Genomic DNA, 20,521 nt, shown 5'->3' on the forward strand with positions numbered 1-20,521 from the left:
CCGCATCGCCCCCCGTGGGCGACGCGACCCGGACCCGGCTAAGCGGGATCGCAGTAGTAGTGCCACGGGTACCAGTGCAGCGGCGTGAACGCCGCGTACGGGCTGCCACCCTTGAACGCCTCCTGGCCGCTCGACCAGGGGATGGTGCTCTTGATGGCGCCGCGGCCCTGGACGATGAAGGCCGCGTAGCAGTTCTCGACGTCCTCGCGGCCGTTCCAGCCGGGCAGCCCGATCGAGCGCCGGACATGGGCGTGGTCGACGTAGCTACGGCCGGACGAGGTCAGCACCAGGGTGTTCGCGTCCTGCACCCGGTAGACGGCCCAGAAGAAGTACAGCTTCTCCCCGGCGCACAGGTTCGGCAGCGCGTCCACTTCGACCTGGGCGGGCGGTCCGTCGTTCACCACCGAGATGAAGCCACCGGGTCGGCAGTTCTTGCTGCTCCCGCTGCCGGAGGACGTGCGGCTCGTGGTCGGGCGGGCTGCCGACGGGGTGACCTGCGCCGGCGAGGGCGAGACGCCGCTCGGCGAGGCCGAGGGGGTGGCCGACGGGGACGCGGTGCCGCTCGGCGACGGGATCGGCGTGGTCGTGGGGTTCACCACCGGCACCGGTGCTGGGCGCTGCTGCGCCAGCACGGTCGCGGGCACCGCGGTCAGCAGGGCGAGTGCGGCGCACAGCACCAGCACCCGGTTGCGGCGGCGGACGCGGGCGCGCTGCAGCGCCCCGGCCGGACCCGGTGGCGTGATCTGCGGCAGGGCGGCCGTCCTGAAGTCGCCGACCGCTCGGGCGAAGAGCTCTTCGTGCTGCGACTCAGACATCGCGACCCTCCTCTGCCGCACCGGTGAGGTGCGCCGCCATGGCGGCCCGCGCGCGGTGCAGCCACGACTTGACGGTTCCTTCGGGGGTGCGCTCCTGATCCGCGATCTGCGCTATGGACAGGTCGGCGAGGTAGTGCAGCACGAACGCGCGCCGCTGCCGCTCGGGCAGCTTCGACAGGGCGCGGATGAGGGCGACGCGATCCGGCTCGGGTCCGGCCACGGGCTCCTCCTGCTGCTGGCGCAGGAACAACGCCAGCCGGCGCTGGCGTCGCTGGCGCGTCTTGGCCAGGTTCCACGCGACGTGCCGCACCCAGGCGCCGGGATCGGCGTATCCGGTGAGGCGGCCCCACCGGGGCAGGGCGCGGGCGAACGCCTCCTGGGTGACGTCCTGCGCCTCGGCCAGGCTGCCCAGATACGCCGCGAGCTGGATCGTGATCTTGTGAAAGTTGGCGGCGTAACACTCCTCGAAGTCCGCGAGCACGGTGCTCTCGCGTCCCGTTCCCGCCTGTTCCGGCGGTGAGTCAGCCTGTCTGATCGACAACGCCGTCATCTGCCAATCCGTTCGTCCCCGTGAGCCGACTTCCGGCTCGTCGCGATATCACCACGCAGGTGTCCGCAAGGTTGCAGGCCGATCGGAGGTTTTTTCAGGTCCGGTCACTGTAGTCAGCCCGGCTTTCCCCTCGAAGGCGGTGCCGTGCGCGGGCCGGGCGGGGGCGGTGCGCCGCCGCCGGCGAAGATGCGCGCCGACCCGCGTGGGGCGGTTCCGTGAGGCGCTGAACTGTCGTTAAAGTGCGGCGCATGACTGACAGCCAGAGAGTAGCGATCGTCACCGGCGCGGCCCGGGGCATCGGCGCGGCCACCGCCCGGCGGCTGGCCGCCGACGGGTTCGCCGTCGCCGCCGTGGACCTGACCGAGGAGAACTGCGCGGACACCGTCGCGGCGATCACCGCGGGCGGCGGCCGGGCCATCGCGGTCGGCGCGGACGTGTCCGACTCCGCCGCCGTGGACGCCGCCGTCGCGCACGTCGCGGCCACCCTCGGCGCGCCGTCCGCGCTGGTCAACAACGCCGGGGTGCTGCGCGACAACCTGCTGTTCAAGATGAGCGACAGCGACTGGGACACCGTCATGTCGGTGCACCTGCGCGGGGCCTTCCTGTGCAGCCGGGCCGTGCAGAAGCACATGGTCGACCAGAAGTACGGCCGCATCGTGTCGCTGTCGAGCACCTCGGCGCTCGGCAACCGGGGTCAGGCCAACTACGCCGCGGCCAAGGCCGGTCTGCAGGGCTTCACCAAGACCCTGGCCATCGAGCTGGGTCCGTTCGGCATCACCGCGAACGCGGTCGCGCCGGGCTTCATCGTCACCGAGATGACCGCCGCCACCGCGGCGCGCGTCGGCGTCGACTTCGAGGCGTTCCAGGCCGCGCGGGCGGCGGAGACGCCGGTACGCCGGGTCGGCACGCCCGCCGACGTGGCCCACGCCATCTCGTACCTGGTGAGCGAGGGTGCGGGCTTCGTCACCGGCCAGGTCATCTACGTCGCGGGCGGTCCGCGCGGCTGACCCGGCCCCGTCCTTGACGTAGACGATGGCCTATCTCATCGAATATCAGCAGATCGAATTCGATGAGATAGGCCATCGTCCATAAAAAGCTACTCGCGGGTATTGTGATCTAGCTCACGGCGTGGTTACCTCTCGGTAACTTTTTCGAAGCAAGGCCGACACCCGTGAGGTCCGCCGTGAGGAAGCTCCCCTCCCTCCTGACGGTGGTCGTGCTGGCGCTCGTCACCTGGGCCGCTCCCGCCCAGGCCGCCGCCCCGACCACCGGCTTCCGCTTCATCGACATCACCGTCCCCGACGGGACCGTGCTCAAGGCCAACGTCATCGAGCCCACCACCCCGGGCCGGCACCCCGCCGTCGTCTTCCCGGCCAGCTGGTCGCTCAACGACCTGGAGTACATCGCCCAGGCGAACGCGCTGGCCCAGGGCGGTTACACCGTGCTGTCGTACACCCCGCGCGGCTGGTGGGCGTCGGGCGGCGAGATCGACACCGCAGGACCGAAGGACATCGCCGACGTGTCCCGGGTGCTCGACTGGCTCGTCGCGAACACCACTGCCGACCCGTCCCGCATCGGCATGGCCGGGGTCTCGTACGGCGCGGGCATCAGCCTGATCGCGTCCGGCCACGACAGCCGGGTGCGGGCCGTGGCGGCGCTGTCCGGCTGGAGCGACCTGGTCGCCTCGCTGTACGGCGGGGACACCCGGCGGCTGCAGTCCTCCGCGCTGCTGGTCGGCTCGGCGGCGCTGCTCGGCGACACCAGCGACGAATTCGACGCGATCATCGACGACTTCTACGCCAACCGGAACATCGCCGGGGTCAAGGAGTTCGCCCGGCTCCGGTCGGCGGGCACGTACCTGGCCGGCATCAACGCCAACCGCCCGGCGGTGCTGCTGGCCAACGGGTACGGGGACAGCATCTTCCCGCCGAACCAGCTGATCGACTTCTACGGCGCGCTGGCCGGCCCGAAGCGGCTCGAGTTCGCCCCCGGCGACCACGCCATCCCCGAGCTGACCGGCCTCATCGGCCTGGACAACCACGTGTGGACGTCGGTGCGGCGCTGGTTCGACCGCCACCTGTCCGGCATCGCCAACGGCATCGACACCGAGCCGCCGGTGGTGCTGCGCTCGCTGACCGGCGGTCCGGTCGAGTCCTACCCGAACTGGGCCGCGACCAGCACCACGACCAGCCGGTACGGCCTCGGCGAGGTCAACTGGCTCACCGGCACCGGCAGGCTCGGCGGCACGGCGAGCACCGGCTGGTCCCGGCGCACGTGGTTCAACGACGACACGGTCGCCGCGGGCGGCCTGGTGCTGCTGTCCAACGGCCTGCAGGCGCTGACCGGCATCCCGCCGACGGCCTGGCTGCCCGCGGTGGACCGGGACAACGCCGGGGTCTGGCTCGGCGACGAGGCCGGGGCCACGGTACGCATCCGCGGCAGCGCCACCGTGCACGCCCGGTTCACCCCTACCGAGCGCAGCGGCACCATCGTGGCCTACCTCTACGACGTCGACGCGCTCGGCACCGGGAAGCTGATCACCCACGCCCCCGTGTCGTGGCTGAACGCCACCGCGAACACCACCCGCACCGCCGACATCCCGCTCCCCGCGACCAGCTGGGACCTGCCCGCCGGCCACCGGCTCGCGCTGGTGATCGACGGCCACGACGGCCTCTACCTGGACGAGAACGGCTGGCTCGGCTCCGTCCTCTTCTCCGGCCAATCCTGGCTCGACCTCCCCATCCGCTGACCCTCCCATGTCGCCCTCGACAGGCCGCGACTCTTGAAGAGTCGGGGCCTGGCAGTCACCTGAGAGGCGCGTCTCGTCAAGAGTTGCGCCTCTCACGTGGGCGGGTCAGTCGGCGGTGCTGCCGCGGGGTGGGACGACGAGGGCGTAGATGACGAGGATGCAGAGGCCGATGTTGATGAGGGACCAGAACGGGTACACCGGCAGGTAGAGCATCTGGAGCAGGGCGGTCGCGCCGGCCAGGCCGATGCCCGCGCCGCGCGCCCAGTCCTTGCCGGACCAGATGCCCGCGCCGACGGCGATCAGCACCGCGCCGAGCAGCACGTGCAGCCAGCCCCAGGTGTGCAGGTTGAACACGTACAGCTCACCCTGGGTGGACGTGGCATACGCGGCGTACCGGTCGTTGGTGATCGCGAAGAGGCCTTCCACCACGTTGAACACCCCCAGCAGCAGAATGAGCAGGCCGGCGAACGACAGCCAGCCCGAGCCGACGCGCTCGGTCGCTTTCGCCACGGTCGACATAGCACCCACCTTCGTGCGAAACGGACGAAGCACCTTCACGTTAACGCCGAACGCTCCGCTGATCAGGGCGAACGCCGGAAACGGCTCAGCTCGCGTCCGGTTCGGGATGGGCATGGGGGTGGTCCGCCCGGTGCCGGTGCGAACGGGCGACCGCCCAGGCGGCCAGTGCGGTCGTGATCGGAACCGCGGCGATGAGGCCGATGGTGCCGACCACGCCGCGCACGATCTCGGCCGCCATGACCTGCGTGGAGAGCACGTCGCGGGTGCCGGTGCCCGCCGTGACCAGCAGCAGCATCAGCGGCAGCGACGCGCCGGCGTACGCCAGGATGATGGTGTTGACCACGGAGGCGACGTGGGACCGGCCCACCTTGATCGCCGACCGGTACAGCTGCCGCGCGTTCAGCGTCGGGTCGGCCAGGGACAGCTCGCCGACGATGGCCGTCTGGGTGATCGCGACGTCGTCCAGCACGCCCAGCGTGCCGATGATGATGCCGGCCAGCAGCAGGCCGCGCAGGTCCACCCCGGCCAGCACGTTGGCGAGGATGGCGGCCTCGTCGCTGCCGGAGCCGGTCAGGTGCAGCAGGTTCGTGGTGAGCAGGCCGAGCAGGCCGGTCAGCACCAGCGCCGCCAGCGTGCCGAGCAGCGCCATCGAGGTGCCCACGCTGACCCCGTGCGTCAGGTAGATCACCGCGAACATGATCGCCGCCGATCCGACGATCGCGACCGCCAGCGGGGGCTCGCCGCGCACGATCGCGGGCAGGATGAAGCCCAGCAGCACCGCGAAGCTCACAACGAGGCCGACCAGGCTCGCCACCCCGCGCCAGCGGGCGAAGGCGATCACCGCGGCCACGAACAGCGCGACCAGCGCCAGCAGCCAGCCCCACCGGTCGTGGTCGACCACCGCGTAGCGCTGCCCGCCCTCGGCGTCGACCGAGGCGATCAGTACGACGTCGTCGCCGACGCCGACCACGGGCGCGCTCGGCCCGGTCGGCACCACCGCGTCGACCACCTGGTCGCCGATCCGCACCTGGGCGGTGCCGCAGTCGCCGCCGGGCTGGGCCGGGACCTCGCGCGGGCAGGCGGGCGTCGCCGACACGATCTCCCCGTGCAGCCGCTGCGTGGTGTCCGACGCCTGCTGCGGGCTCGGCCCGCGGGGCCACAGCACGATCAGCCCGATCAGGGTCGCCACGACCAGCGGAATGATGATCATCGTGACGATGCGGCGCAGGTCGGGCGGGGCAGGTGGCAGCGTCTCACCAGGCTCGTGACTGTGTCCGGCCCCCATGAGCCGAACCTAGCCGTCGAACCCCGCGCAGTAGGGGCCTTTGCCCGGGTTGGGTGGTCCGGTCACCAGCACGGCGTACCGGTGGCCACTGTCGGAGTACGTCACCAGGACCTTGCCGTCGCCGCTGGTCACCAGGGCGACATGGAACAGGTCGCCGGTCAGCAGCGGCAGCGCCACCCGGCGGGCCCGGTCGGCCGAGCCGGGCGGGCAGTGCCAGAGCACCAGCTGGCCGGTGCCGTACTCGGCGGGGGCCAGCGGCACCGGGGCGGCCAGATCGGACTCCGTGCCGAGCACGTACAGGCCGGGGCCGCCCGCGCCGATCGCCACCGGCGCGTGGAAGGTGATCGCGTCGCCGCCCGCGACCAGCCGCGGCGTGCTGCCCGGCAGCAGTACGGCCTGGTCGGTGGCGCGTTCCGGAGCGCCGATCTCGGTGATCCGGGCGGTGTCGCAGGCGGCCGTCGGGCAGGTCGCGAGCCAGGCCCGGCGCCCGGCCGGGTCGCGCAGCAGCACCGTCGGCCGGTCCGACGCGTCGAGGGTGAGCTCGAGCAGCGGGGCGTACGCGGGCGCCGCCACCATGCCCTCGGGCAGCCACGCGCTCAGCTCGACCTCGACCGTGCCGAGCACGTCCAGCGAGCGCCGGTTGCAGTGCACCGTATTGCAGCGGGTGACCGCCAGCTGGACCCGCGGCCGGGCCCCGCTGCGCACCTGGAGCGGGCGGGCCGTGGCGACCACGACCGAGCCGTCGGGTCCGGCCGCGACAGCCAGGTGCGCCTGGCCCTCGTTGCCGCCGCTGTGCCAGCGGGTGATGCCGTCCTCGCAGCTGCCCGGCTTCGGCCGGGCGGTGGCCGGGCCCCAGGGGGCGGTGCAGCGCTGCATCTGGACCGCGTCGTCGCCGCCGGTCTTGACCGCCTGGCTCTCCCGGCCGCGGATACCCGCCGAGACCACGTCGCCGTCGGGGGTGATCGCCGTCGCGGGCATCGGCGCGCCCAGCATCAGCGGTTCGGAGCTGCGCGACCGCACGGAGTGGCACCCGTCGTCGAGGCACCAGTGGGGGCCGTAGTCGGTGACCACAACCGGGTGGCGGCCCGCCGGCCAGGCCGTGGCCAGCACCTCACCGCTCCACGAGACGCCGTGCCGGCTCGCGTGCGGGCTGTCCCACGGGTCGGTCGCCGCGAAGCCCAGCCCGAGCAGCGCCGGCAGCAGCAGCGAAGCCAGCGCCGCGACCAGCGCGGGACGGCCGGTCCAGGGCCGGCCGAGCGCGGCGTGGGACCGGCGGAGCACGATGACGGAGCGGCGGAGCGCAGCGCGCACCTGGGCGGGCACGACGACACGTCCCGTGCGCCGCACCGCGCCGTGCCGCGGGCCTCTGGCCCGTAACGCAGCGGTGTGCGTGGACCTGGTGCGGTCGGGCAGCGCGTGAGTCGCCGGGGCACCTGCTCCGTCGGCCGGAGCGTCGACGGCTGCGGACGGCTCCACCGTGGACGCCATGCCGTCAGCGGAGCTGGGCGCGGCGGCGTCGGCCGGGTCCGCGCGGACGGCTGCGGTCGCGGGGGACAGCGCCGACAGCGTTTGGTCGACACGATCGAGGTCGGCCTCCGCGCCGCGGCTGCCCGCCGGGCGGCGTTGCAGATACACGGTGACCAGCACGGCGGCCTGGACGGCGGGCACGATGACCCCGGCCAGCGCGGCGAAGAGCAGGGCGAACGCCGGCTGCGCCTGCGTCAGCGCGGCCGCGCCCATGCCCACCAGCGCCGGGGCCACCACCACGCCGGTCGCCAGCGCGCCGCCGGTGGTCAGCATCCGGCCCGCGGCGAGCGCGTGGGCGTGCAGCAGCCAGGAGACCGTGCCGTCGCCCAGCACGATCGCGGGCAGCGACAGGAGCCTGCTGGCCAGCACGACCAGTGCCAGCACGAAGAGGCCGAAGACGGCCGCCGTGGCCAGGTCCTGCGGCAGGGCGATGTCGAAGAAGGCGACCGCGACCAGGGTCAGCACCTGCAGCCCGACCGCGGCGACGGCGATCAGCAGCAGGGCCGGCACCAGTGCGGGCAGCCGGCGCAGGGCCAGCAGCAGCGCGGCCCGCGGATCGACCGGGATGCCGCGCAGCCCGCCGGACGCCACCGCGATGCCGGCGACCAGTGCCACGATCCAGCCGAGCCCGAGCGCGACCAGTCCCGCCCCGCCGGCGGCCGCCGCGGGCACCGGGGTGAAGGTCCCGTCCACCACCGTGGCGTTGGTGTTGAGCGCGAACAAGCCGATGACCTGGCGTGCCAGCAGCGCCGGCACGAGCGCGGCCGCGGCGGCCACCAGCAGGCCGCGCCACTGCTTGAGGGCGAGGTCGGCGGCGTCGCGCAGGATGGCCGGCAGGCTCCGGCTGGCGAGGCGGTCGGCGTTCGGCACCGGCGCAGCGTACCGGCGACACGCGTGTCACGCCTATGGCTGTGACGTCACCCGAAAAGTCGGCACGGCGCGACAGGTCAGCTCGTGCCGGCCACGGCGGTGTGCGCGGGGCCGAGCGTGATCGCGCGGACGTGCTCGATCAGGGTCACCAGCACCTCCCGCCCGGAGCGGCGGTCCCGCACGTCGCACATCACCACGGGCACCTCCGGGTCGAGCGACAGCGCCCCGCGCACCGCGTCGACGCCGAACGGCTGGTGGCCGTGGAAGCAGTTCACCGCGACGACGAACGGGATGCCCCGGCGCTCGAAGTAGTCGATGGACGGGAAGCTGTCCGCCAGCCGCCGGGTGTCGGCCAGCACGACCGCGCCCAGCGCGCCGATCGCCAGCTCGTCCCAGAGGAACCAGAACCGGTCCTGGCCCGGTGTGCCGAACAGGTAGAGCACCGCGCTGTCGCCGATGGTGATCCGGCCGAAGTCCATGGTGACCGTGGTGGTGCGCTTGGCCTCCACCCCGGACAGGTCGTCGGAGTCGGTGCCGGCCGACGTGAGCACCTCTTCGGTGTGCAGCGGCAGGATCTCACTGACGTTGCCCACCATTGTCGTCTTGCCCGCGCCGAAGCCCCCGGCGACCAGTATCTTGATCGCCGTGGGAATGGACCGGGCACGCTCGTCACGCATGACGGAGGCCAAGGATCACCGCCTGGAGGATGTGGTCGTCCGGAATGTGGCCGGGGGCCACTGCGGGTGCCATACGAGTGACGGCGCCCTCGTCGAATAGGTCTGCGAGGAGTACCCGGACCACGCCGAGGGCAAACCCGGCACGGGAGGACAGCTCGGCGACCGAGATGGGTTCCTGAGCGAGGGCGAGGACCGCCCGGTGCTCGGGTTGCAGGCGGACGGCGTGGCGACGCTGCCCCGCCGGTGTCGCCACGACATAGGTGAGCAGGTCGAACGTGCTCGCTCCGGGGCGCGCCCGGCCGCCGGTGACCGCGTACGACCGCACCAGCGGCCCGGCGTCGGCATCGAGCCACTCGTGCGCATCGTCGTCGTCAGCGGGCATGGGTCGAGGTGGGCCGCGGCTGCGTGCCGAGGCTGTGGCCGATGCGCTCGACGACCATCGCCATCTCGTACGCCACCATGCCGATGTCGGACTCGGCGTCGCTCAGCACCGCGAAGCAGCTGCCCTGGCCGGCGTCGGTGACGAGCAGGACGGCCTCCTCCATCTCGATCACGGCCTGGCGCACCGGGCCGGCCTTGAAGTGCCGGCCGGCGCTGCGCGACAGGCTGGCGAAGCCGGCCGCGATCGCGGCCATGTGGTCGGCGTCGGCCTGGGACAGGTCGCGGGACGCGCCGAGCAGCAGCCCGTCCACGGAGAACACGACGGCCCGCAGCGCCGCGGGTATGCGGTCCACGAAGTCGTCGAGCAGCCAGTCCAGGCCCGCGGGATTGCTCATGATGTCGACTCCTCAGGCGGTTCGGCCGCTGCGGGGGTGTCAGCGGGAGGGGCGGAGAGGGTGCTCACCGCGGCCGCGGACCGGCCCCGGTGCGCGCCCGCGAGCAGGGACGTCAGGATGCTGCGAGTGCGCTCGGCGGGGCGCGCCGGCGACGCGGCGCCCGGCTCGGCGTCGAGCACGATCACCGGTTCCTCGCGCAGGGGCGCGGCGAGGTGGGTCTGCGGCGCGCGTACCGGCAGCTCGGCCTCGGTCGTGGGGCCGCCTTCGAGCACGTCGGCGGGCACCGGCGCGGCCGGTGCCGGCGCGGCGCCCGCGGTCAGGGCCGCGATCGGGGTGGCCAGCGCGGGCGGGGCGGCGGGTGCCTGCGGCGGGGTGGTCGCGTTGCCGTCGACGACCAGCTCGCGCGGCAGCAGCACCACCGCGGTGAGCCCGCCGTACGGGGAGGGGCGCAGGGTGACCCGGATGCCGTGCCGGGCGGCCAGGCGGGCCACCACGAACAGGCCGAGCCGGGAGCTGTGCGCGGGATCGAAGTCCGGCGGGTCGGCCAGGCGCTGGTTGGCCTCCTCCACGGCCGCCGCGGGCATGCCGACGCCGCGGTCCTCGATCTCCATCGCGTACCCGTTGGGCAGCAGCTGGCCGGTGACCGTGACGTGGGTGTCGCGGGGCGAGTACGCGGTGGCGTTCTCCAGCAGCTCGGCCAGCAGGTGGATGACGTCGCTGACGGCCCGGCCGCGCAGCGCCAGCTCCTGCGGCGGCACCACGGTGATCCGGGTGAACTCCTCCACCTCGGACACCGCCGAGCGCATCACGTCGTGCAGCGGCACCGGGTGCCGCCAGCCCCGGCCCGGCTTCGCCCCGGCCAGGATCACCAGGTCCTCGGCGTGCCGGCGCATCCGCGCGCCGAGATGGTCGACGCGGTACAGGTCTTCGAGGTCCTGCGGGTCGGTGGTCCGCCGCTCCATCGCGTCCAGCAGGGCGAGCTGGCGGTGCAGCAGCACCTGGCTGCGCCGGCCGATGTTGAGGAAGACCTGGTTGAGCCCGTTGCGCAGGGTCGCCTCCTGCACCGCCGAGGCCACGGCGGTGCGCTGCACCTGGGCGAACGCGTTCTCCAGCTCGTTGAGCTCGTCTTCGACCGCGCCCGGCGGCGGCACCTCGGCGTCCACGTCCACGTCCGTGCCCGCGCGCAGCCGCGCCACCACGTCGGGCAGGCTGTGCTCGGCGACGTGCAGGGCCTGCCTGCGCAGGGCGTTGATGCGGCGGATGATCGAGCGCGCCACCCGGAACGAGACCAGCGCCAGCACCACGATGGCGATCAGGCCGGCCCCGCCGGCCAGGCCGAGCCGGACCAGGATCGCGGTGGCCGCGGGCATGGTCGCGTCGATGGTCCGGGACGCGGTGGCCGACTCCAGCTCGTACAGCTTGCCGTCGACGGTGGCGTAGTCGGCGGACCACTGCTTGGCGTCGATCGCGGGAGCCGGGCGGCCGAGGTCGGCGAGCCGGTCCTCGACGGCCCGCATGCGCAGGTAGGCGGCGCTGTCCAGGATGGCCGTGTAGTGGACCGCGTCGTCGGGGTGCAGGTAGCGGGTCGCCGTGTCGTGCGCGCGCCGCTGCAGGCCGATGAGCGACACCGCCTCGGCGCGTTCGGCCGCGGACATGCCGCCGCCCGCGATGGCGGCGCTGATCAGCGCGTTCTCGCGGGCGTAGAGCTCCCGCGCCTCGGTGAGCGCGATGACCGTGCCCGCCTGCCGGTTCAGCTCGTGGTCGTCGAGGCCGGATACCGAGCCGTACAGGCCGAAGGTCTTGTCGATGATCCCGCTGTACAGCCGCATGATCTGCACCCGGTCGTACTGCCGGGTGTCCACCACGGCCCGGCCCAGCGGCAGCTCCTCCAGCGCCTTGCCGACCGCGGCCAGGTGCTGCCTGGTGAGCGCGCTCGCCGCCGACTCGGCGTCGTCGCTTCCGGTCAGCCGGCGGAACTCGGCCAGCGCCGTGTCGGTCTCGGCCCGCTGGGTATCCAGTTCGGTCGCCACGTCCGGGCCGCCGCTGAGGAAGCGCATGGACAGGGCCCGCTCGGCCTGGAGCTCGCTGACGAGTTCGTAGGCGGGGGTGCCGAACATGTCCACGCCGGACTTGACGTCGAGCAGGTTCGCGGCCGGGACGACCGTGACGGTGGTGCTGAACAGCCACATGCCCACCAGCGGGACGAGTGGCGCCAGCAGGAGCAGCATCACCCGCGACCGGATCGACCAGCTCTGCTGGGAGAAGAAGCGTCGGGGCATAACGACCTCATCAGCGACGGCGCGAGGGAAACGTGGAAATACTACTGATCTCACGGCCCCGGCACATCTTTCGGGTGTCGCCAGTTCACCAGGTAGGACGCTGAAAACACGATGACCGGCACCGATGCCGGTGCCGGTCACGTGCTGACGTAGATCGTTATGCGGGCGCGAACCAGACCGCGCCGTACGGTCCGACCGCGACGACGGCGTTGCCCTCGGCGTCGGTGCGCACCCGGCCCATGTTGCCGACCCCGGAGCCGCCGTACACCTCGGCGTCGGTGTTGAGCACCTCCAGCCACGCCCCCGTACGCGGCAGCTTGATCCGGTGGTCGTGCAGCGGGATGCCGGAGAAGTTGGCCACGCAGGCCAGCAGCTTCTTCGAGGTCTTGCCGTGGCGTACGAAGGAGACCGTGTTGCTGCCCGAGTCGTGCGGGTCGATCCAGCTGAACCCGCCCGGCTCGGTGTCACGCGCCCACAGCGCGGCGCTGTCCCGGTAGATCCGGTTCAGGTCGCGCACCAGCCCGCGAACGTCGCCGTGGTAGTCGGCGTGCGCCCAGTCCAGCCCGAACTGCTCGCTCCACTCCGACTCGCTGGCCAGCTCCGCGCCCATGAACAGCAGCTTCTTGCCGGGGAAGGCGTACATGTAGCCGAGCAGCCCGCGCAGGCCCGCCAGCCGCTGCCAGCGGTCGCCGGGCAGCTTGCCCAGCAGCGAGCGCTTGCCGTGCACCACCTCGTCGTGGCTGAGCGGCAGCACCCACTGCTCGTCGAAGGCGTAGCAGCTGGGCCAGGTGAGCTGCGCGTGGTGGTAGCTGCGGTGCGCCGGGTCCTTCTTCAGGTACTCCAGCGTGTCGTGCATCCAGCCCATGTTCCACTTCATGCCGAAGCCCAGGCCGCCGAACTCGACCGGGCGGGAGACGCCCGGCCAGGCCGTCGACTCCTCGGCGATGGTGAGGATGCCGGGCTGGTCCGCGTACACGGCGGTGTTGAGCTCCTGGAGGAAGTCCACCGCCTCCAGGTAGGTGTTGCCGCCGTACACGTTGGGCGTCCACTGCCCGTCCTGGCGCGAGTAGTCGAGGTAGAGCATCGAGGCGACCGCGTCCACGCGCAGGCCGTCGACGTGGAACTCGGCGCACCAGTAGCGGGCGTTGGCGATGAGGAAGTTGCGCACCTCGCGCCGGCCGTAGTTGAACACCAGCGTGCCCCAGTCGGGGTGCTCGCCGCGCTGCGGGTCCTCGTGCTCGTAGAGCGGGGTGCCGTCGAATCGGGCCAGCGCCCACTCGTCCCGGGGGAAGTGGGCGGGCACCCAGTCCAGCAGCACCCCGATGCCGGCCTGGTGCAGCCGGTCGACGAGGTGGCGGAACTGGTCCGGGTCGCCGAACCGGGCGGTCGGGGCGTAGAAGCCGGTGATCTGGTAGCCCCAGGAGCCGCCGTACGGGTGCTCCATCACCGGCAGGAACTCAACGTGCGTGAAGCCCAGGTCGGTGACGTACGCGACCAGCTCGTCGGCGAGCTCCTTGTAGGACAGGCCGGGCCGCCACGAGCCCAGGTGCACCTCGTAGGTGGACATCGGCCGGGCGTGGTGGTCGGCGCGCTTGGCTCGCCCGGCCATCCAGGCCTCGTCGTTCCAGGTGTAGTCGGAGGAGAACAGCACCGAGGCGTTCTCCGGGGGGCACTGCGCCGCGACGGCCAGCGGGTCGGCGCGGTAGGTCCAGCGGCCGTCCGCGCCGTGCACCCGGTAGCGGTAGCGCTGGCCGGCCACGGCGTCCGGCACCGTCGCCGCCCACACGCCGCTGCCGCCCTGCGGGCTCATGGCGATGCCGTCGCCCGGCCACCAGCCCGAGAAGTCACCGATGACCTGCACCTCGCGGGCGTTGGGAGCCCACACCGCGAAGCGCCAGCCCTGGCCGTCGGGCTCCGGATTGGCCCCGAGCACCTTCCAGAGCCGCTCGTGCCTGCCCTCGCCGATGAGGTAAAGATCAAGATCGCTGATCAGGTTCATCGCTTCTCCTCGCCGTTCCGGTTGCCCCGATGACCAACGAGCCGACGCCGTATCCGCACCGTCATCGCTGCTCATCGCTTCGCTTGCGGTAGGGGTGGGGCGGGCCTGTCCGTCGGCCGGGCCCGCTGCGCGCACGCTCATCGGAGCAGGTTTCCGTCAGGGACGACGATCTGGGGACGCTCACCGCCGGCCTGCTCGGCGAGGCGCTCGACCTGGAAGGCAGGTTCCTGCGCGATGGCGCCGCGGTAGGTCTGCACGGTGCTGGCGGCGATGGTCTGCCAGCCGTACCGCTTGGACACCATGGTCAGTGCGCGCTTGGCGATCTGCTTGGCCTTGACCGGCTCGGCGAGCAGCGTGCCCACGGCGCCGGCCAGCGCCTCGGGGTCGCTGTGCGGGAAGGTCATGCCGGTCACGCCGGGCTCGACGATCTCGGCCAGGCCGCCGGTGGCGGCGACGGCCAGCGGCGCGCCGGCCGCGGCCGCCTCCAGGGCGACCATGCCGAACGGCTCGTAGAGCGAGGGCACCACGGTGGCGTCGGTGGCCGCGAGCACGGCGGGCAGCTCGCGCTCGGACAGGAAGCCGATGAAGCTGACCTGCTTCTCGATCTTCAGCTGGTGCGTGGCCTCGACCAGCTGCTCCCGGTAGGGGCCGTCGCCGGCGATGACCACCCGCAGGCCCGGGTGCTCGTCGGCGAGCTGCGGCACGGCGTCGACCAGGTGCTGCACGCCCTTCTCGTACACCAGTCGCCCGGCGAAGCCGACCAGCGGGCCGTCCCCGGCGAACCGGGACCGGGCCTCGCGGACCTTCTGCGCGGGGGCCTTCCAGACCCGGCCGTCGACGCCGTTGGGGATGACGTCGACCTTGTTGATGGGCAGGTTGAGCAGCCGGGTGACCTCCCAGCGCATGTACTCCGAGCAGACCAGCACCCGGCAGGCGCGGTGGCCCAGCCACCACTCGACGGAGTGGATGCTCTTGTTCAGGTCCTCCGGCAGCCAGCCCTGGTGCCGGCCGGCCTCGGTGGCGTGGATGGTGGCGACCAGCGGCTTGCCGAGGTGCTCGGCGAGGGTGACCGCGGTGTGCGTGACCAGCCAGTCGTGGCCGTGGATCACGTCGTAGTCGTCGGCCTCGGCGGCCCGCAGCGCCGCCCGGGTGAGGGTGTGGTTGAACGCCATCGTCCAGGCCAGCAGCGTCGGGGTGGCCAGCGGGAACAGCGGCGGGTCCTCGGGCGCGCGCACGACGCGCACGCCCTGGAAGCCGGGCGCGGGCGGGGGAGCGTACTCCTCCAGCGGGGCGCCGGGCGCGTGCCGGGTGACGACGGTGACGTGGTGCCCGGCCAGCACCAGCGAATTGGCCAGCGCGTGCACGTGCCGGCCGAGGCCGCCGACCACAACCGGCGGGTATTCCCAGGAAAGCATCATGATCCGGAGCGGCTTCGCTGCCGCCGGCGGACCTGATGAGACGGGAAGGTTCATGGTCATGCGGCCCCCTCGCAGACTCCCGGGCATACGGAACTAGGCACCGGACACTCGGTGCCGTACGCCATTGGGGTTGTACAAAGTCTGACTGATACCAATTTCGAGCTGGGGACCTTGTGTTTCGTGTCTGTTACGCTCTGCTACTACTCAGTAGACATGAGGTGAGCACGCAACGTCTCGGCCACGCTCCACGCCTGGAACGGGCAGCCCGTCGCCCCGTGCGGCGCATCCCCGTCGGCGGTCTCGCTGACCGAACCGAGACCGAAGTCACCCAGGTGCGCCAGGAGGCCCGTCAACACCTCCCGGGTCGGCAGCCCGGCCCGGCGCCGCGCGTCGGCCAGCGGCCCGATCAGCCACGGCCACACCGTGCCCTGGTGGTACGCGAGATCGCGCTCGCGCAGCGAGCCGCCGTGCACCGGACGGTACGCCGGGTCGGCCGGGTCGAGGCTGCGCAATCCGAGCGGGGTGAGCAGGGCGTCGGTGATCCGGCGCAGCGCCACCGGGTCCGGCTCCATCGGGGCGTACGGCAGCGACCAGGCCAGCAGCTGGTTCGGCCGCAGCGCGGCGTCGTCCGGATCGATCACGTCATACAGGTGCCCGGCCGGTGCGGGAAAGCGCCGCCGGAACGCCGCCTCCGTCACCGCGTGCCGCCGCCGCACGTCGTCGCTGTGCCGCCCGGCCCGCTCCCGCAGCGCGGCCAGCGCCGCCAGCCCGTTGCACCACAGCGCGTTGATGTCGACGGCCTTGCCCGACCGCTGGGTCACCCCCATCCCGTCGACGCGGGCGTCCATCCACGTCAGCGCCTCCCCGTCGACGCCCTGCACGAGCAGCCCGTCGCTCTCGTCGACCTTGATGCCGTACCGGGTGCCGCGCAGGTGCGCCGCCAGCACCTCGTCCAGCGCGGGCACCAGCTCCGCGGCGAGGTCGTCGTCATCGGTGGCGCGTACGTGCCGGTCGATCGCGTGCAGGAACCACAGCGTCGCGTCGGCGGTGTTGTGCCCCACCGCGCCGCCGTCGGCCGTGTTGGCGAGCATGCCCTCCGACAGCGTCGCCGCGTACGCCCGCAGCAGCTCCCGCCCCTGCGCGGCGCGTCCGGTGACGAGGAACAGCCCTTCGTAGGAGGTCATCGTGTCCCGTGACCACGCGCCGAACCACGGGTAACCCGCCACCACGTCCGGCCCGTTCGCCGTGGTGACCACGAACGCGTCCGCGGCCAGGGTCAGCTCGGCGGTCGCGTCGGCCGCGCCCGCGGTCAGGACGCGGCGGCGGTCGCGCTCGGCCGCCACGATCTCCGCCGCCGGGGGCGGTTCGACGGCCAGGTCACCGGCCCACGCGGTCACCTCCAGCGCGTCGCCCGGCTCGGCCAGCGTCGCGGTGAACCGGCCCGCCAGCAGCAGGTCCTCGTTCGCCACGTAGCCGCGGGCGGCCTCCACGCGGTGGTGCACGTTCAGTAGCCAGGCGCCGTCCGGAGCCCAGACGGCGTCGGCCTGCCGCTCCGACCACGGCCGCGTGTCGGGCGGCCCGGCCGGAGCCTGCGCCGCGTGACCGCCGCCGGCCAGGCGGCCCCGCAGGCGGTACGCGTCGGCGACGACCGCGCCGCCCGCGGCCTCCCGCACCGGCAGATCGCCCGCGCGGCGCTCGCCGTGCTGGTCACGCCAGGTGCACAGGGCCTCCAGCGACAGCTCGACCGGGCCGCCGCCGAGCAGCCGGTCGACCACGGCCACGCAGGACGAGCCGTGGCGCATGGCGAGGGTGCGTTCCAGGACCGTCGCGCCGATCCGCCAGCGCCACCGGGGCAGCCCGTCGACCAGGGCGAATTCCTCCAGCAGCAGGTCTCCGCGGGGAGCGAGCGTGCCGTCGGCCCACTCGTGCGCGCCCAGCCGGACGATGCGGCCGCCGGGCATGCGTACCACCGGGTCGAGAGCCGCGAGGCCGACGTGCCGCGACGCCGGCGTGTCCCCGGCGACCACCAGCAGCCCGTGGTAGCGGCGGGTGCGCAGCCCGCTGACCGTGCCCATCGCGAAGCCGCCGCGCCCGTCGGCCACCAACCACTCCCGCGCCGCGCCGAGGGCCGGCTCACCACATACCTGCGTACCGAATCGCATGCAGCAACTCTGCCAAAAAATCAGGGCAATCGGGATGGTGATCGCGCGACTCCGCCAAAGTTACGCAGACCCGTAACAGAGGCAGGAGACAATCACGGGGTGGGCGAGCAGAGCGGGGAAGTGTGAGCGAGCGCAGCGAGCGAACCGGATGGCACGGATTCACCGCGGGTGACGAGCGAAGCGAGGAACTCGCGTGACGGATGCCGAACGTAGACGGTTGGCCGATGCGGATGCCGGGGCCGAGCCTTGGCGGATGTGGGGGCCCTACCTCTCCGAGCGGGCCTGGGGCACCGTGCGCGAGGACTACAGCGAGCACGGCACGGCCTGGGAGTACTTCCCGCACGACCACGCCCGCTCGCGCGCGTTCCGGTGGAACGAGGACGGGCTGGCCGGCATCTGCGACGAGCGGCAGACGTTCTGCTTCAGCCTCGGCCTGTGGAACGGGGCCGACCCGATCCTCAAGGAGCGCATCTTCGGGCTGACCGGCAACGAGGGCAACCACGGCGAGGACGCCAAGGAGTACTGGTGGTACACCGACTCCACGCCGACGCACTCGTGGATGTCGTGGCGCTACCACTACCCGCAGCGCGAGTTCCCGTACTCGGAGCTGGTCGCGGTCAACCGGCAGCTGGACCGCTCCGAGCCGGAGTACGAGCTGGCCGACACCGGCGTCTTCGCCGACGACCGGTACTGGGTGGTGACCGTCGACTACGCCAAGGCGACCCCGACCGACCTGTGCATGCTCGTCTCGGTGACCAACCGGGGCCCGGACCCGGCGACCCTGCACGTGCTGCCCACCCTCTGGTTCCGCAACACCTGGTCGTGGGGCCTGCCGGGCCGCGACGACAAACCGGAGATCGTCGCGGAGCACGTCGCCGGCGGCGGCGAGCTGCGCGCCCAGCACCGCATCCTCGGCCGGCTGGTGCTCCAGGGCGACGGCGCTCCCGAGCCGCTGGCCTGCGACAACGAGACCAACGCGGCGCGGCTGTGGGGATACGAGGAGACGCCCGACTACCCGAAGGACGGCATCGCCGACCACGTCGTGCACGGCCTGCCGACGGTCAACCCGCGGCGCACCGGCACCAAGGCCGCGCTGCACTACGTGCTGACCGTGCCGCCGGGCGAGACGGCGCAGCTCAGACTCCGGTTGACGCAGCTCGCCGCGCCGGGCGGCAAGGCCCGCCCGGCGCCCTCGCTGGGCGCGGAGTTCGACCAGGTCATGGCCGCGCGCAAGGCCGAGGCCGACCAGTACTTCGGCTGGCTGGTCCCACCGGGCACCCCGCCCGCGCAGGCGCAGGTGGTGCGCGAGGCCGTCGCCGGGCTGATGTGGGGCAAGCAGTTCTACCACTACGACGTCGCGCGCTGGCTCGACGGCGACCCGGCCTCGCCCGCCCCGCCGGAGGGCCGCCGGTTCGGGCGCAACAGCGCCTGGCGGCACATGACCAGCTTCGACGTCATCTCGATGCCCGACCCGTGGGAGTACCCCTGGTACGCCGCCTGGGACCTGGCCTTCCACTGCGTCGCGCTGGCCCGCGTCGACCCTCACTTCGCCAAGGAGCAGATCCTGCTCCTGCTGCGCGACTGGTACCTGCACCCCAACGGGCAGATCCCGGCGTACGAGTGGGCGTTCGGCGACGTCAACCCGCCCGTGCACGCCTGGGCGGCGCTGCGCGTCTTCGAGATCGACGGCGGGCGCGACTACGCATTCCTCGCCCGGGTCATGCACAAGCTGCTGCTCAACTTCACCTGGTGGGTCAACCGCAAGGACACCGGCGGCAACAACCTGTTCGAGGGCGGCTTCCTGGGCCTGGACAACGTCGGCCCGTTCGACCGGTCGGCCTCGCTGCCCGTGCCCGGCGTGCTGGAGCAGTCCGACGGCACCGCCTGGATGGCGATGTACGCCCTCAACCTGCTGGAGATCTCGCTGGTCCTGGCCACCCACGACCGGGTGTGGACCGACATCGCCACCAAGTTCCTGGAGCACTTCGCGTACATCGCCAACGCCGCCTCGCACCAGGGCCTGTGGGACGACGAGGACGGGTTCTTCTACGACCTGCTGCGGCGCACCGACGGCCGGGAGGTGCCGCTGAAGGTGCGCTCGGTCGTCGGCCTGCTGCCGCTGTGCGCGACGACGACGCTCAGCTCGGTGACCCTGGTCCGGCTGCCGGAGATCGCCGCGCGGCTGCGCTGGTTCCTGACCAACCGGCCCGAGTTCACCGAGGTCGTCGGGGCGCGGCGGATCTCCGACGGGGGTCAGCAGCAACGGCTGCTCGCGGTGGTCGGGCCGGAGCAGCTGCGCCGGCTGCTGAGCCGGATGCTCGACACCGAGGAGTTCCTGTCCGACTACGGGCTGCGCACCTTGTCCCGGGCGCACCTGGAGAAGCCGTACACGATCCGGCTCGGCGGGCACGACTACACGGTGGGGTACGAGCCGGCCGAGTCGACGAACGGGTTGTTCGGCGGCAACTCCAACTGGCGCGGGCCGATCTGGTTCCCGACGAACTACCTGCTCATCGAGGGCATCCGGCACTACGCCCGGTTCTTCCACGACGACCTGCTGGTGGAGTACCCGACCCGGTCCGGCCAGAAGCTGACCCTGGACCAGATCGCCGACGACCTGTCCGACCGGCTCATCGCCCTGTGGCTGCCCGACAAGGACGGCAACCGCCCCTACCTGCCGAAACACCCGATGCTCGGTGACCACCCGGACTGGACGGCCCACCTGACGTTCCCGGAGTTCTTCCACGGCGACAACGGCACAGGCCTTGGCGCCACCCACCAGACCGGCTGGACGGCCCTCGTCCTCGACCTGATCCTGACCCGCAACCGGCCAAGTCGCTGAACAGACGTTACGGCCTTACTAACTACCAGTTTGCTCCCACCAACTCCCACGAT

Annotated in this window: 15 protein-coding genes; 3 read left to right on the plus strand and 12 right to left on the minus strand. The window is 72.5% G+C overall.

Translation table 11 applies throughout. From position 1 onward, the window contains the following. Positions 1-38: 38 nt before the first annotated feature. Complete coding sequence (locus tag Cco03nite_RS28300) at positions 39-815, minus strand: hypothetical protein (RefSeq protein ID WP_203695446.1); 777 nt, start codon at positions 813-815, stop codon at positions 39-41. Continuing rightward, positions 808-1,365 carry a sigma-70 family RNA polymerase sigma factor gene (locus tag Cco03nite_RS28305; protein ID WP_203695448.1) on the minus strand — a complete coding sequence of 186 codons (558 nt, stop codon included), beginning with the start codon at positions 1,363-1,365 and terminating at the stop codon, positions 808-810. Before Cco03nite_RS28305 ends, Cco03nite_RS28300 begins: the two co-directional genes overlap by 8 nt. A 248-nt stretch (positions 1,366-1,613) precedes the next feature. On the opposite strand from Cco03nite_RS28305, the gene Cco03nite_RS28310 reads away from it, so the two are divergent. Both Cco03nite_RS28310 and Cco03nite_RS28315 read left to right on the plus strand, forming a co-directional pair. Then, positions 1,614-2,372 (plus strand): SDR family oxidoreductase, encoded by a 759-nt coding sequence (locus tag Cco03nite_RS28310; RefSeq protein ID WP_203695450.1) that lies wholly within the window; start codon positions 1,614-1,616, stop codon positions 2,370-2,372. Positions 2,373-2,548: 176 nt separating this feature from the next. Further along, positions 2,549-4,114, plus strand: coding sequence for a CocE/NonD family hydrolase (locus Cco03nite_RS28315; RefSeq protein WP_203695452.1), 1,566 nt, complete (start codon positions 2,549-2,551; stop codon positions 4,112-4,114). Positions 4,115-4,219: 105 nt separating this feature from the next. Here Cco03nite_RS28315 and Cco03nite_RS28320 read toward each other — a convergent pair whose 3' ends face one another. The 10 genes from Cco03nite_RS28320 to Cco03nite_RS28365 form a co-directional block, all read right to left on the minus strand. Further along, the gene (locus tag Cco03nite_RS28320; RefSeq protein WP_203695454.1) at positions 4,220-4,633 is read right to left on the minus strand and encodes a DUF7144 family membrane protein; all 414 of its coding nucleotides are present in this window, start codon (positions 4,631-4,633) and stop codon (positions 4,220-4,222) included. 85 nt (positions 4,634-4,718) lie between these two features. Continuing rightward, positions 4,719-5,918 carry a YibE/F family protein gene (locus Cco03nite_RS28325; RefSeq protein ID WP_203695456.1) on the minus strand — a complete coding sequence of 400 codons (1,200 nt, stop codon included), beginning with the start codon at positions 5,916-5,918 and terminating at the stop codon, positions 4,719-4,721. 9 nt (positions 5,919-5,927) lie between these two features. Beyond that, positions 5,928-8,315 (minus strand): hypothetical protein, encoded by a 2,388-nt coding sequence (locus Cco03nite_RS28330; protein ID WP_203695458.1) that lies wholly within the window; start codon positions 8,313-8,315, stop codon positions 5,928-5,930. Between the two features lie 77 nt (positions 8,316-8,392). After that, positions 8,393-8,992: a GTP-binding protein gene (locus tag Cco03nite_RS28335; protein WP_203695460.1), complete on the minus strand. Its 600-nt coding sequence runs from the start codon at positions 8,990-8,992 to the stop codon at positions 8,393-8,395. Next, positions 8,985-9,374, minus strand: a complete 390-nt coding sequence (locus tag Cco03nite_RS28340) for a DUF742 domain-containing protein (RefSeq protein WP_203695462.1) — start codon at positions 9,372-9,374, stop codon at positions 8,985-8,987. Before Cco03nite_RS28340 ends, Cco03nite_RS28335 begins: the two co-directional genes overlap by 8 nt. Further along, positions 9,364-9,768: a roadblock/LC7 domain-containing protein gene (locus Cco03nite_RS28345; RefSeq protein WP_203695464.1), complete on the minus strand. Its 405-nt coding sequence runs from the start codon at positions 9,766-9,768 to the stop codon at positions 9,364-9,366. Before Cco03nite_RS28345 ends, Cco03nite_RS28340 begins: the two co-directional genes overlap by 11 nt. Further along, positions 9,765-12,047 carry a sensor histidine kinase gene (locus Cco03nite_RS28350; RefSeq protein ID WP_203695466.1) on the minus strand — a complete coding sequence of 761 codons (2,283 nt, stop codon included), beginning with the start codon at positions 12,045-12,047 and terminating at the stop codon, positions 9,765-9,767. Before Cco03nite_RS28350 ends, Cco03nite_RS28345 begins: the two co-directional genes overlap by 4 nt. Positions 12,048-12,204: 157 nt before the next feature. Further along, entirely contained in the window at positions 12,205-14,046 is a 1,842-nt protein-coding gene (glgB, locus tag Cco03nite_RS28355; protein WP_239167727.1) for a 1,4-alpha-glucan branching protein GlgB, read from the minus strand. A gap of 137 nt (positions 14,047-14,183) precedes the next feature. Next, the gene (locus Cco03nite_RS28360) at positions 14,184-15,518 is read right to left on the minus strand and encodes a glycosyltransferase family 4 protein (RefSeq protein WP_239167728.1); all 1,335 of its coding nucleotides are present in this window, start codon (positions 15,516-15,518) and stop codon (positions 14,184-14,186) included. Positions 15,519-15,664: 146 nt separating this feature from the next. Continuing rightward, positions 15,665-17,626, minus strand: coding sequence for an amylo-alpha-1,6-glucosidase (locus Cco03nite_RS28365; protein ID WP_203695471.1), 1,962 nt, complete (start codon positions 17,624-17,626; stop codon positions 15,665-15,667). Between the two features lie 253 nt (positions 17,627-17,879). On the opposite strand from Cco03nite_RS28365, the gene Cco03nite_RS28370 reads away from it, so the two are divergent. After that, entirely contained in the window at positions 17,880-20,468 is a 2,589-nt protein-coding gene (locus tag Cco03nite_RS28370) for an MGH1-like glycoside hydrolase domain-containing protein (RefSeq protein WP_203695473.1), read from the plus strand. The last annotated feature ends 53 nt before the right edge of the window (positions 20,469-20,521 follow it).

It is taken from the genome of Catellatospora coxensis (assembly GCF_016862635.1).
GTDB lineage: Bacteria > Actinomycetota > Actinomycetes > Mycobacteriales > Micromonosporaceae > Catellatospora > Catellatospora coxensis.

Bases quoted from the DNA above. Each gene is read 5' to 3' on its own strand.
- Cco03nite_RS28300 (WP_203695446.1), bottom strand. From the start codon at position 815: ATGTCTGAGTCGCAGCACGAAGAGCTCTTCGCCCGAGCGGTCGGCGAC.
- Cco03nite_RS28305 (WP_203695448.1), bottom strand. From the start codon at position 1,365: ATGACGGCGTTGTCGATCAGACAGGCTGACTCACCGCCGGAACAGGCG.
- Cco03nite_RS28310 (WP_203695450.1), top strand. From the start codon at position 1,614: ATGACTGACAGCCAGAGAGTAGCGATCGTCACCGGCGCGGCCCGGGGC.
- Cco03nite_RS28320 (WP_203695454.1), bottom strand. From the start codon at position 4,633: ATGTCGACCGTGGCGAAAGCGACCGAGCGCGTCGGCTCGGGCTGGCTG.
- Cco03nite_RS28325 (WP_203695456.1), bottom strand. From the start codon at position 5,918: ATGGGGGCCGGACACAGTCACGAGCCTGGTGAGACGCTGCCACCTGCC.
- Cco03nite_RS28335 (WP_203695460.1), bottom strand. From the start codon at position 8,992: ATGCGTGACGAGCGTGCCCGGTCCATTCCCACGGCGATCAAGATACTG.
- Cco03nite_RS28340 (WP_203695462.1), bottom strand. From the start codon at position 9,374: ATGCCCGCTGACGACGACGATGCGCACGAGTGGCTCGATGCCGACGCC.
- Cco03nite_RS28345 (WP_203695464.1), bottom strand. From the start codon at position 9,768: ATGAGCAATCCCGCGGGCCTGGACTGGCTGCTCGACGACTTCGTGGAC.
- Cco03nite_RS28350 (WP_203695466.1), bottom strand. From the start codon at position 12,047: ATGCCCCGACGCTTCTTCTCCCAGCAGAGCTGGTCGATCCGGTCGCGG.
- glgB (WP_239167727.1), bottom strand. From the start codon at position 14,046: ATGAACCTGATCAGCGATCTTGATCTTTACCTCATCGGCGAGGGCAGG.
- Cco03nite_RS28360 (WP_239167728.1), bottom strand. From the start codon at position 15,518: ATGAACCTTCCCGTCTCATCAGGTCCGCCGGCGGCAGCGAAGCCGCTC.
- Cco03nite_RS28365 (WP_203695471.1), bottom strand. From the start codon at position 17,626: ATGCGATTCGGTACGCAGGTATGTGGTGAGCCGGCCCTCGGCGCGGCG.
- Cco03nite_RS28370 (WP_203695473.1), top strand. From the start codon at position 17,880: ATGTGGGGGCCCTACCTCTCCGAGCGGGCCTGGGGCACCGTGCGCGAG.